The sequence below is a fragment of the Parvivirga hydrogeniphila genome (genome assembly GCF_023371205.1).
Lineage (GTDB): Bacteria > Actinomycetota > Coriobacteriia > Anaerosomatales > Anaerosomataceae > Parvivirga > Parvivirga hydrogeniphila.
The window spans coordinates 888,301-900,382 of sequence record NZ_JAMCCO010000001.1; the positions used below are offsets into that span (position 1 = coordinate 888,301).

Annotated in this window: 10 protein-coding genes and 1 pseudogene; 5 read left to right on the top strand and 6 right to left on the bottom strand. The window is 68.3% G+C overall.

Going from position 1 to position 12,082, the window contains the following annotated elements:
* Positions 1–23: 23 nt before the first annotated feature.
* Genes MX659_RS04545 through crcB form a run of 3 tightly spaced genes read right to left on the bottom strand, consistent with a single transcriptional unit; the run spans position 24 to position 1,954 of the window.
* A complete protein-coding gene (locus MX659_RS04545; protein ID WP_267192271.1) occupies positions 24–1,217 on the bottom strand; it encodes an MFS transporter in 1,194 nt (397 codons plus the stop codon).
* On the bottom strand, positions 1,214–1,564 hold the full coding sequence (locus MX659_RS04550) for a DUF190 domain-containing protein (protein ID WP_267192272.1): 351 nt from the start codon (positions 1,562–1,564) through the stop codon (positions 1,214–1,216). Before MX659_RS04550 ends, MX659_RS04545 begins: the two co-directional genes overlap by 4 nt.
* Before the next feature lie 9 nt (positions 1,565–1,573).
* Positions 1,574–1,954: a fluoride efflux transporter CrcB gene (crcB, locus tag MX659_RS04555; RefSeq protein ID WP_267192273.1), complete on the bottom strand. Its 381-nt coding sequence runs from the start codon at positions 1,952–1,954 to the stop codon at positions 1,574–1,576.
* A 119-nt stretch (positions 1,955–2,073) separates the two neighbouring features.
* Here crcB and MX659_RS04560 point away from each other — a divergent pair, with 119 nt between their 5' ends.
* Together MX659_RS04560 and MX659_RS04565 are read left to right on the top strand one after the other, a co-directional pair.
* Entirely contained in the window at positions 2,074–2,427 is a 354-nt protein-coding gene (locus MX659_RS04560; protein ID WP_267192274.1) for a hypothetical protein, read from the top strand.
* Complete coding sequence (locus MX659_RS04565) at positions 2,424–3,794, top strand: ABC1 kinase family protein (protein ID WP_267192275.1); 1,371 nt, start codon at positions 2,424–2,426, stop codon at positions 3,792–3,794. The genes MX659_RS04560 and MX659_RS04565 overlap by 4 nt, the downstream gene beginning before the upstream one ends.
* Here the strand turns inward: MX659_RS04565 and larE are convergent.
* A complete protein-coding gene (gene larE, locus MX659_RS04570) occupies positions 3,791–4,630 on the bottom strand; it encodes an ATP-dependent sacrificial sulfur transferase LarE (RefSeq protein ID WP_267192276.1) in 840 nt (279 codons plus the stop codon). The two genes, MX659_RS04565 and larE, sit on opposite strands and share 4 nt — an antisense overlap.
* A gap of 122 nt (positions 4,631–4,752) precedes the next feature.
* Here larE and acs point away from each other — a divergent pair, with 122 nt between their 5' ends.
* Entirely contained in the window at positions 4,753–6,741 is a 1,989-nt protein-coding gene (gene acs, locus MX659_RS04575; protein ID WP_267192277.1) for an acetate--CoA ligase, read from the top strand.
* Positions 6,742–6,754: 13 nt separating this feature from the next.
* Here acs and MX659_RS04580 read toward each other — a convergent pair whose 3' ends face one another.
* Both MX659_RS04580 and MX659_RS04585 read right to left on the bottom strand, forming a co-directional pair.
* Entirely contained in the window at positions 6,755–7,021 is a 267-nt protein-coding gene (locus MX659_RS04580; RefSeq protein WP_407674455.1) for a P-II family nitrogen regulator, read from the bottom strand.
* Positions 6,985–7,278 (bottom strand): annotated as a pseudogene (locus MX659_RS04585) (ammonium transporter); the annotation flags it as partial. The pseudogene MX659_RS04585 and the gene MX659_RS04580, both read right to left, overlap by 37 nt.
* 73 nt (positions 7,279–7,351) lie before the next feature.
* Here MX659_RS04585 and uvrA point away from each other — a divergent pair.
* Both uvrA and uvrC read left to right on the top strand, forming a co-directional pair.
* Positions 7,352–10,201: an excinuclease ABC subunit UvrA gene (gene uvrA, locus MX659_RS04590; RefSeq protein ID WP_267192278.1), complete on the top strand. Its 2,850-nt coding sequence runs from the start codon at positions 7,352–7,354 to the stop codon at positions 10,199–10,201.
* A gap of 1 nt (position 10,202) precedes the next feature.
* Entirely contained in the window at positions 10,203–12,074 is a 1,872-nt protein-coding gene (gene uvrC, locus MX659_RS04595; RefSeq protein ID WP_267192279.1) for an excinuclease ABC subunit UvrC, read from the top strand.
* Positions 12,075–12,082: the final 8 nt, after the last annotated feature.

Consider the following 12,082-nt stretch of genomic DNA (forward strand, 5'->3'; position numbering starts at 1 on the left):
CCTACAATCGCACTCTCATGCAATCATACCCCCGGCGCGCGCAACATTCGCGTGCGTGCGAGCGCAGCGGCCGAGCCTGCCATGAGGACCGCGGAGAACGCGAACGGTGCGGCGTGCGAGACGGTGTCCCACAGGATGCCGGCGACGGTGCTCGACAGCAGCGTCGCGAGTCCGAGCAGGAAAGTGTAGGCACCGATGGCGGTCGCTCGCACCTCGTCGGGCACGAGGTCGACGACGAACGCGCGCGCCATCCCCTCGGTCAGCGCATACGGCACACCATACGCGAAAAACAGCGGCCACGGCGCCCACGCGTGGCGAGCGAGCGCGAACCCCGCGTACACCAGCGCGTAGCCAGCGAACCCGGCGACGAGCACGCGACGTCTGCCGACGCGGTCGGAACGCCGGCCGAAGAGGCGTGCCAGCGACGCAGCGACGACGTTGAAGACGAAGTACATGAGCGGCACCGTCGCGGGCGCAGCCCCGAGGTCCTGTGCGCGCAGGATCAGCATGGCGTCAGACGAGTTGCCGAGCGCGAAGACCATCGAGATCGCGGCGAAGGCCGCGAACTTCCGCCCGAGGCCGTGGAAGGATACCGTCGCAGCGTCGGGTTCGACGGCCCGCTGGCGCGCACGGTCGCGCACCATCGTGAGCGCGACGAGGATGGCGAGCATTCCCGGGACCGCCGAGACTAGGAACACCGTGCGGTACCCCTCGGGTTCGAGCGCAAGGATCGCCCACGCGATGAGCGGGCCGATCGCAGCGCCGATGGTGTCCATCGCCCGGTGCAGCCCGAACGCCTCGCCGCGTTTGGCTTCAGGCGCGTAATCGGCGATGAGGGCGTCGCGCGGCGCGGTGCGGACGCCTTTGCCGAGCCGGTCGGTGACGCGCAGCGCGAGGGCCCACGGCCACGATGGCACGAGTGCGAGCGCCGGCTTGACGAGGTTCGACAACGAGTAGCCGATCAGCACGAGCGGCCGCCGCTTCCCGACGCGGTCGGAGAGGCGGCCGGAGAACACCTTGGCGATCGCCGCCGTCGCCTCGGCGAGCGACTCGATGAGACCGATGGCGGCCACCGGCGCTCCGATGACGTTCGTCAAGAAGAGCGGCAAGACGGGGTAGACGGCCTCCGAGGAGGCGTCCGTGAGCAAGCTGACGAGCCCGAGGGCGCGGACCTGTGCGAACGACGCGCCCGCCTCAGCGTTCCGCCGGTCGCTCACTGAGCGGAGACCTCCTTGCGCGACACGTAGCGGAGCACGTGCACGTCCTCGATGGTGACCATCCCGCCTTCGATCATCTCGTCGAGCATCGGCAGGACCCTCGCCACCCGCTGGGGTTCGTCGACCCATTCGATGAGCATCGGCAGGTCCTGCGAGAGGCGAAGGATACTGGCGGTGTGGATGCGGCTCGTCCTGCCGAATCCGGCAATGCCGCGCAGGACGGTCGCGCCGGCGCAGCCCTCACGGCGAAGGAGCTCCAAGATGGCGTCGTGCAGCGGTCGCCCGTGCCAGCGGTCGCTCTCGCCGACGTAGATCGTCACGCGTTTGGCATCGCCTTCGATATGCATCGTGGCCTCCTATATGACGCGTCCCGCTGCAAGACCGAGCCACGCAGCGACGAGCCCGGCCATGCCGCTTCCGAACATGTTCGCGAGTCCGAGAGCGTACGCACCGTCCGACAGGAGCGCGACGCTCTCGTACGACAGCGTCGAGAAGGTCGTGTAACCGCCGAGCACTCCGACGCCGAGCGCGAGACGCCACGCCTGCGGCACGATGCCGCGCTCGACGGAGAGCGCTACGAGCATGCCGAGCAAGAACGCGCCGGTGATGTTGATGACGAAGGTGTGCCAGGGAAACATGGGGCCGAACCGGTCGGCGAGCCAACCGCCCACAGCATATCGGGCCGCCGCGCCGATCGCGCCGCCCGCTGCGACGATCAGCACGTCGCTTGCGCGCATCGATCCTCCATCCGTCAGGGTACCCTCGCAGTGTAGGACTCGTCCTCACGGCAGGGAAGGTCTTAGCGGCGTAGAATGCCGGGGTGGTCGCGCGTGCGCATCGTGAGAGAGGGACGGCGATGACTGAAGACGTGATGCGGTTCTTCGCGGCGTGGCTTCTCACTCATGAAGCCGCCGACGAAGGCGTGAAGGCGGCGATCAGGCGCGGTCAAGAGGCCGGGCTCGAGGGGATGGGCGGCGGCCCCGACGCCTTCGTCGACGGCTTGGCGGCCATGATCGCCGAGGAGAAGGAGAAGCTCAAAGCCGAGCTCATCGCGCGAGCGAGGGGGGAAAGCGAGCCTGCGGAGACGAAGCGCGATCCAGTCATCGACGAGATCCGCTTCGAGGTCGGTGCGCTCCGGGGACGCCTTGAGAGCCTGGAGGCGAAGCTCGACGCCGTGCTCGGGCGCCTGGAGGGCGAGGAGCGAGCGTGAGCTCGCGGGCCCGGCAGATCGCGGGGGTGGTCCTCCGGCACCAGGCCCGTGCCCTGGCGCGCAGCGCCTTCGGCCTCGCGGGGCGCGCCCGGTTGCGAGCGGCCTCAGCGCGCGCGTGGCGCGAGGCGTTCGAGGAGCTGGGGCCGGCATTCATCAAGCTCGGGCAGCTCATCTCGGTCAGGCCCGACGAGTTCTCCGACGAGATCGTCGCTCAGATGCAGGCGATGCAAGACGCGGTGCCTGCGCTGCCCGCCGCCGCGATCCGGGAGGTGGTGCGCTCGGAGTTCGGGCGGGACGCCGATGAGCTCTGGGACTGCTTCGAGGACGAGCCGGTCGCGTCCGCGTCGATCGCGCAGGTGCACCGAGCGCGGCTCAAGCGCGCGTATCGGCCCGTCTGGGGCGGGGAGCTTCCCGCCGGCGCGCGCGTGGCGGTCAAAGTCATCCGGCCGGGAGCGGCCGAGGCCATCCGGGCGGACGTGGCGGTCGCGCGGCGTCTCGCCGAAGCGGTGGTGCGCCGCGGGCTCGTCAGGCGGATCGACCCCGTTGCGCTGCTCGACGAGTTCGCGGCAAGCGTCGAGCGCGAGCTCGATCTGCGCGTGGAGGGGAGGTTCGCCGACCGGTTCGCCTTCGACTTCCGCGACGATCCTGTCGTGCAGGCGCCGCGGATCGTGTGGCCTCTCACCGCGCGGCGCGTGCTCACGATGGAGTTCATCGAGGGGTGGCGGCTCACCGAAGTGGACCGCGCGCTCGCCGAAGGGGTCGACTTCTACGGGCTGGCCGTGCACGGCGCTGAGGCGTTCATGCGGCAGGTGTTCGTGTACGGCCGCTACCACGCGGACCTGCACCCCGCCAACGTCTTCGTCACGCCTGAGAACCGTATCGCGTACCTCGACTTCGGCATCGTCGGCTACCTCACGCCTCAGGAGCGCTACCACATCACGCAGGTGATGGCCGCCCTCGTGTACCGCGACCCGGACCGCGCGCTCACGCATTCGGCCGAGCTCGGCGTGCACGTGCCGCCCGAGAAGGTCCAGACGGTACGGCGCGAGCTGGGAGAGCTCCTCGACGCGCTGGCACGTCCCGGTGAAGGCACCAACGAGACGAGCAGCTTCGCGCACTTCGGCTACGGTTTCTTGCGGCTGCTCGGTCGTCACGGGATCGAGATACCGAGCGGGTACGGCATGCTCATCAAGTCGCTCGCGACGGTCGAGGGATGCTCGCGGATGCTCTACCCGGAGATCGACATCATCGCCACCGCTCAGCCGTTCACCACGCGCGTGCTTGCGAAAGCGCTCGCCGACCCGGCGGTGCTGCGCGAACGCATGCCGGAAGCGGTCAGAGCGGCGCTGCGGGTCCTCGTATCCTAGGCGTCGGCCGTGAGCGTCGAGGCGGCGTCCTCCACGCAGCCGTCGGAGAGGTGCGAGGCGCCTCCCGGGCGATAGCCTTCGAGGTCCTGCGTCGCGAACGCGAAGCCTGCGCGCTTGATCGCCGCAGCGATCTCGTAGCGCAGCCGCCAGGCGTGCTCCATCTCGGGCGGGTCCACCTCGATGCGTGCGACATCGCCGTGCGAACGCACGCGGAACTGCCGCAGCCCGAGCTCGCGCAGGGCATGTTCCGCCTGCATGACGCGAGCAAGACCGTCTTCGGTGATGGGCGTTCCGTACGGGAACCGCGTGGCGAGGCACGCCATGGAGGGCTTGTCCCAGGTCGGCAGGTCAAGCATGCGCGAGAGCTCACGCACCTCGTCTTTGTGCAGACCGACCTCCAGAAGCGGGCTGATGACACCGTACTCTTCTGCCGCGCGCCGTCCGGGGCGGTTGTCCGAGACGTCGTCGGCGTTCGTGCCGTCGAGCACCCACGCGATGTCGTGCGCGTCAGCCACGTGCCGAAGGAGCCCGAACATCTCGGACTTGCAGTAGTAGCAGCGGTCGGGGGTGTTCTCGATGAACCGCGGGTCGGACATCTCGTAGGTGTCGACCTCGAGGAGGCGGAACCCCAGCGCGCGCGCCGTCTCGCGTGCGGCCGCGATCTCGGACGCGGTGTGCACGTCGGAGGTGGCAAGAACGGCGAGCGCCCGGTCGCCGAGCACCGCGTGCGCGACGAACGCGACCAGCGTGGAGTCCACGCCTCCGGAGTAGGCGACAAGCGCGCTGCCCAAGTTGCGCAGCCTGTTGCAGAGGTTCTCGTGCTTGAGCGCGAGCACGGCGTTCCGCGACCTCCCAGCTTCGCTCCGACACAGGCGGCTCTCACATCGTGCCACGGGAGCGTGCACGATTGTAGCCCTATCGGGAAAACACTACGACAAACCCGACGAACGGAGGGTTCATGGCCGAGCATGACGCTGAACACACCATCGAGGCGCTCACCGGTTCCGGTCGCGTCTTCGAACCGCCGTCCGAGTTCGCTGAGCGCGCGCTCATCGGAGGCCGCGAGCGGTACGAGGAGCTGTACCGCCGCTCGCTCGACGACCCGGAGGGCTTCTGGGGCGATGCAGCGCGCGAGCACCTGGAATGGATGCGGCCGTTCACGCGCGTGCTCGAGGGCGGGTTCGAGGCGCTGGACTACCGGTGGTTCGCAGACGGCGTCTTGAATGTGAGCGCGAACTGCCTCGACCGGCACCTCGGCACCTGGCGGCGCAACAAGGCGGCGCTCATCTGGGAAGGCGACGACGGGTCGTCGCGGACGTTCACCTACCAGCAGCTGCTCTACGAGGTGTCGCGGTTCGCGAACGTGCTCAAGAAGAAGGGGATCGGCCGCGGCGACCGCGTGGCGATCTACCTGCCCATGGTGCCCGAGTTGCCGATAGCGATGCTTGCGTGCGCGCGCATCGGCGCCATCCACTCGGTGGTGTTCGGCGGGTTCTCTGCGAGCGCGCTTCGGGAGCGCATCCAGGACTGCTCGGCGAAGCTGCTGATCACTGCTGACGAGGGCGTGCGGGGCGGTCGCAAGGTGGCGCTGAAGGCCGCGGCGGACGAGGCGCTGTTCGAGTGCCCGAGCGTCGAGGCGTGCATCGTCGTCAAGCGCGGAGCCGGCGACGTCGACATGGAGCCTGGGCGGGACACCTGGTGGCACCAGGAGATCAACGTGCCTGAGGTCCGCAAGCCGTGCCCCGCCGAGCCGATGGGCGCGGAAGACCCGCTGTTCATCCTGTACACTTCCGGCTCCACCGGCAAGCCGAAAGGCGTGCTGCACACGACCGCTGGATACCTGCTGTACGCGCTCATGACCTTCAAGAGCGTGTTCGACTACCGCGATGAGGACGTGTACTGGTGCACCGCAGACATCGGCTGGGTGACTGGGCATTCCTACATCGTGTACGGGCCGCTTGCGGCTGGTGCGACGACGCTCATGTTCGAGGGCGTGCCGACGTATCCCGACCCCGGCAGGTTCTGGGCGGTGGTGGAGAAGTACCGCGTGAACATCTTCTATACAGCACCCACCGCCATCCGCGCGCTCATGCGCCACGGCGCGGGGTGGCCGCAGCGGTACGACCTGTCGAGCCTGCGGCTCTTGGGCACCGTGGGAGAGCCCATCAACCCCGAGGTGTGGGAGTGGTACCACGACACCATCGGGCGGGGCGAGGTGCCCATCGTGGACACCTACTGGCAGACGGAGACGGGCGGCATCATCATCACACCCTTACCTGGCGCGACGCCGCTCAAGCCAGGTTCGGCGTCGTGGCCGTTCTTCGGCATCGAGGCCGAGGTCGTGCGGGAAGACGGCAGCCGCGCCGATGCGGGGGAGGGCGGCTACCTCGTGGTGGACCGTCCCTGGCCGGGCATGCTGCGCGGCACATGGGGCGACGTCGAGAACAAGCGGCTCAAGGAGACGTACTTCGAGCGCTTCCCGGGGCGGTACTTCACCGGCGACGGCGCGCGCGTCGATGCCGACGGCGACTACTGGCTGCTCGGCCGTGTCGACGACGTCATCAACGTGAGCGGCCACAGGCTTGGCACCGCAGAGATCGAAAGCGCGCTCGTGAGCCACGAAGCGGTGAGCGAAGCGGCGGTCGTCGGTTATCCGCATCCGGTCAAAGGAGAGGGCATCCATGCCTACGTCGTGCTGCGCGATGGGCAGGTGCCAAGCGACGATCTTGCGACGATCCTCAAGGGCCACGTGCGCAAGGTGATCGGCCCGATCGCGCAGCCCGACCGCATCCAGTTCGCGAACGACCTGCCCAAGACGCGCAGCGGAAAGATCATGCGGCGGATCCTGCGCAAGATCGCCGCCGGTGAGGCCGATCTCGAAGCGCTCGGCGACATCTCCACCCTCCAGGACCCGAAAGTCGTGAAGGACCTCATCGCCGGCGCCTGAGCAAAGCGGATGCTCAGCGCGATCCGGCCTCGCAGTCGTAGTTGAAGACCTTGCCGTCGCCGATGCTGCCGCTGCGGGCGGCCTTGGCGATGGCATCCTCGGACCTCTCGGCCAGCTCGTCGTCCACGACGATCTCGATCTTGACCTTTGGGACGAACTCCACGGTGTACTCCGCGCCGCGGAAGATCTCGGTATGCCCCTTCATCGCAGCTCCTCTCCTGTGGTCGGTGGTCTCACGCCATGGAAGAAGAACTTCGCAAGCAGCGGGACACCCGTCCATCTCAAGGCCGAGTACACGCCCTGATACGCGTCGCCCACGGCCGGGCTGTCGTCTCGGCCTCCCAAGAACAGCAGTCCTTTGAGGCCCAGGATCCCGTTCCCGTCACCGAACATCAGGCCCCAACCGACCACGAAGAACGCGATTGTCGAGACCGCGAACACGATGAAGTTCTTCGAGATGATGCTCACCGTGTTCTTCGCCCGGCAGAACCCCGACTCCACCAGTCCGAAGCCGAGGTTCATGAAGAACACCAGCATTCCGGCCGTCTCTTGCGCCAGGGCGTAGAATGGAAGTTCGCCCGCAGTGCGACGCGTTGAAAGGACGTCTGCTGTGCCCCTCGACCGCATCTCCATCCGCGGGGCCCGTGAGCACAACCTCAAGGGCTTCGACCTCGACATACCGCGCGACAAGCTCGTGGTCATCACCGGCCTCTCTGGGTCCGGGAAGTCCTCGCTCGCGTTCGACACGATCTACGCCGAAGGTCAGCGCCGCTACGTCGAGTCGCTCTCGGCGTACGCTCGCCAGTTCCTTGGCCAGATGGACAAGCCCGACGTCGACCACATCGAAGGGCTGTCCCCTGCGGTTTCGATCGACCAGAAGACCACGAGCCGCAACCCTCGTTCGACGGTGGGCACGGTCACGGAGATCTACGACTACCTGCGTCTGCTGTTCGCCCGGATCGGCGTCCCGCACTGCCCGGTGTGCGGCCGTCTGATCGAGCGTCAGACGTCTGACGAGATCGTCGACGCGATCCTCGCGATGCCGGTAGGCACGCGCCTGCAGGTCCTCGCGCCGGTGGTGAAGGGAAGGAAAGGCGAACATCAGCGGCTGCTGCAGGAGCTGCGCGCGGAAGGGTTCACGCGCGTGCGCGTGGACGGTGAAGCGCGCTCGCTCGACGAGGAGATCGAGCTCGACAAGAAGGTGAAGCACACCATCGAGGTGGTGGTCGACCGCATCATCATCAAAGACGGTGTCGCGTCTCGTCTCGCTGAGAGCGTGGAGATGGCGCTCAAGCTCTCGGGCGGCACCGTGATCGTGGCCGTCGTCGATGGCGAGGAGGTCGCGTATTCGCAGGCGCTCGCGTGCCCGGAGCACGGCTTCTCGATGGACGAGCTGCAGCCGCGCGACTTCTCGTTCAACGCCCCGTACGGCGCGTGCCCGGTGTGCTCGGGGCTGGGCAGCCGGATGGAGGTCGATCCCGACCTCGTGGTGCCGGACCCGACGCTCACCGTCGCCGAAGGAGCCATCAAGCCGTTCTCAGGCAACCTCAACTACTACCCCCAGCTCCTCGAGGCGGTAGCGCGGCACCTCGGCGCTGACGTCGACACCCCGTGGAAGGACCTGCCCGAGACGGTGCGGGAGAAGCTCCTTCACGGGCTCGGCGACGAGCGGATTCGCCTCGACTACGTCACCCGCGACGGCCGCGAGACCTTCTGGTACACGCGCTACGAGGGAGCGCTGAACGCCGTGATGCGGCGCTACCAGGAGTCGGAGTCCGAGCAGGTCAAAGAGAAGCTCGAGGAGTACATGGCGCTCGTCCCGTGCCCCGCGTGCGGCGGCGCGCGTCTGAAACCGGAGATCCTCGCGGTGACCGTCGGCGGCCGCAACATCCACGAGGTGACGCAGCTCTCGGCGAAGTCCTCGCTCGCGTTCTTCGAGGCGCTCGAGCTCACGGATCGCGAGCAGCAGATCGCAGCGCGCGTGGTGAAGGAGATCGTCGAGCGCCTGCGGTTCTTGGTGGACGTCGGCCTCGATTACCTCACGCTCGATCGCGCCACCGGGACGCTTTCCGGCGGGGAGGCGCAGCGCATCCGTCTTGCGACGCAGATCGGCTCCGGGCTGATGGGCGTGCTCTACATCCTGGACGAGCCCTCGATCGGGCTGCACCAGCGCGACAACGCGCGGCTCATCGCGACGATGGAGCGGCTGCGCGACCTCGGCAACACGGTCATCGTGGTGGAGCACGACGAGGAGACCATCCGCGCGGCCGACCACGTCATCGACATGGGGCCAGGTGCCGGTGAGCATGGCGGAGAGATCGTCTGCCAAGGGACGCCCGAGGACATCATGGCATGCCCTGAATCGCTCACGGGCGCCTACCTCTCCGGCCGCGCATCCATTCCCGTTCCTGAGCGGCGGCGGGCGGCGGAGCGTGGGCATCTGCGCGTCGTGGGCGCGCGTGAGCACAACCTGCGCGGTATCGACGTCGACATCCCTCTGGGCAACTTCGTGGTCGTCACGGGGGTGAGCGGCTCGGGCAAGAGCTCGCTCGTGGCCGACACGCTCGCGCCTGCCCTCTCGAACGCGGTGCATCGCGCGCGGCGGCGCGCCGGGAAGCACGACCGCATCGAGGGCGTCGAGGCCATCGACAAGGTCATCGTCATCGACCAGTCTCCGATCGGCCGAACGCCCCGCTCCAACCCGGCGACCTACACTGGGCTGTGGGACGACGTTCGGGCGCTGCTCGCTTCGACGCCGGAGGCCCGGGCGCGCGGCTACGCTCCGGGGAGATTCTCGTTCAACGTGCGCGGCGGCCGGTGCGAGGCGTGCAAGGGCGATGGGCAGATCAAGATCGAGATGCACTTCCTGCCGGACGTGTACGTGCGGTGCGAGGTCTGCAAGGGCAAGCGCTACAACCGCGAGACGTTGCAGGTCACCTACCGCGGCAAGACCGTCTCGGACATCCTCGAGATGTCGGTGGAAGAGGCGCTCGCGTTCTTCGAGAACATACCGCCGCTGCGCCGGAAACTGCAGACCCTGCACGACGTGGGGCTCGGTTACGTGCGGCTGGGCCAGCCGGCGACGACGCTTTCCGGCGGCGAGGCGCAGCGGGTGAAGCTCGCGAGCGAGCTGCAGCGGCGGAGCACCGGGCGCACGTTCTACATCCTGGACGAGCCGACGACCGGCCTGCACTTCGACGACGTGCGGCAGCTCTTGCAGGTGCTGCACCGGTTGGTAGACGCTGGGAACACCGTGCTTGTGATCGAGCACAACCTCGACGTCATCAAGTCGGCCGACTGGGTCATCGACCTCGGTCCTGAAGGCGGCGATCGGGGCGGTGAGGTGGTGTGCGTAGGTACGCCGGAGGACATCGCTGCGCATCCCGCGTCGCACACGGGACGGTTCCTCGCGCCGGTGCTCGCCGGCAAGGGCGCGACAGTGAGGCCGGAGGAGGTCTGAGATGCCGCTGCCGGAGGACAAGCGGAAGCTTGCCGACGTGCCGGACGCGCCCGGCGTGTACCTCTGGAAGGCGGCCGATGGCGCGGTGCTCTACGTCGGCAAGGCCAAGTCGCTCAAGAAGCGTATGCGGCAGTACGTAAGCGGGCATGACGAGCGCGAGCGCGTGCCGCTCCTGATGGAGCAGGCGGCGGACTACTCGTTCGTCGTGACAGAGAACGAGGTCGAGAGCCTCATCCTCGAGAACTCGCTCATCAAGCAGTTCGACCCGCCGTTCAACGTCCGCTACCGCGACGACAAGTCGTTCCCGTTCATCGCGCTCACGATGGACGACCCGTTCCCGGCCATCAAGTACACGCGCGAGCGGCACCGGGAAGGCACGCGGTACTTCGGGCCGTACACCGACGCGCGGGCCGCGCGGGAGACGATCGAGGTGGCGCGGCGCATCTACCCGATATGCCGCGCAACCTGCACGCAGTGGAAGCGGGTGATCGCACACGGCGGCGATCCCGTGGGTACGGCGTGCTTCGACTACCACGTGGGGAAGGGGCCGGGCGTGTGCGTGGGCGCGATCTCGCGCGAGGAGTACGCGCAGCGGGTGCGGGCGGTGGCCGCGTTCCTCGAAGGCAAGCGCGCGGACGTCGTGCGCGAGCTCGAAGAAGCCATGCGCGAGGCGGCAGCGAATCTCGAGTACGAGCGGGCCGCCAGGCTCAGGAACTCGCTCGAGGCGGTGCATCGGGTGCTCGAGCGGCAGAAGGTCGTCTCCGAAAGGCCGCTTCACCTCGACGTGTTCGGCATCGAGCGCGCTGAGACGATCTCGGGGGTGCACGTGCTGCTTGTACGCGAGGGGCGTGTGCTTGCTGGCAATGAGTTCGTCGTGGAAGGCGGCCTGGACGTGCCGTTCGGCGAGCTCGTCGAAGGCGTCCTCGAGCGCTACTACGCTGACGCGCCGCATGTGCCAAGAGAGGTGCTCGTGCCGCAGGCGCCTGCAAGCGGCGAGACCGTGAGCGAGTGGCTGTCGTCCGTGCGGGGAAGCCGCGTTCGCGTGATCGTGCCGCAGCGGGGGCTCAAGCGCGACCTTCTCGGCCTCGCGTCCGAGAATGCCCGGTTCGCGCTCGCCCGGTACAAGCACCGGACGCGCTACGACGAGGAGCGCACCAACCGCGCGCTGCTCGAGCTGGAAAGCGCACTTGCGTTGCCCGCCCCGCCGCTCCGCATCGAGTGCTACGACATCTCGACGCTGCACGGCGCCGACTCGGTGGGCTCGATGGTCGTGTTCTCGGGAGGACGGCCCGACAAGGCCGCCTACCGGCGGTTTCGCGTGCGGCTCGCGACGGGCGAGGCGAACGACGTGGCGATGATGCGCGAGGTGCTCCTGCGGCGCTTCCGGCGCGCTCGCAGCGGGGACGAGCGCTTCGCGACGCTTCCAGACCTCCTCATCGTCGACGGTGGCAGGCCGCAGCTTTCGGCTGCGCTGTCGGCGCTCGACGAGGCGGGCGTGGCCGTTCCCGTCGTGGCCCTCGCGAAGCGGGAAGAGGAGGTGTTCGTGCCGGGCTGGGACGAGCCCGTGCGGCTTCCCGACGCGTCGCCCGGGCTGATGCTCCTCAAGCGCGTGCGCGACGAGGCACACCGCTTCGCCATCGAACACCACCGGGCCGTCCGCAGCACGCGTGCCGTGGCGTCGCAGCTCGATGCGATCCCCGGTGTCGGTCCTTCGCGGAAGAAGGCGCTGCTTGCCCGCTTCGGGTCGCTCAAACGTCTGAAGGCCGCGAGCGTCGAGGAGATCGCTCAGGTCCCTGGCATCGGGAAGGCCACCGCCGCACGCGTCCTCGAGGCGCTGCGGGCGGCCGAGGAGCCGTCGCAGCGCCGGCCGTAGATGTCAGC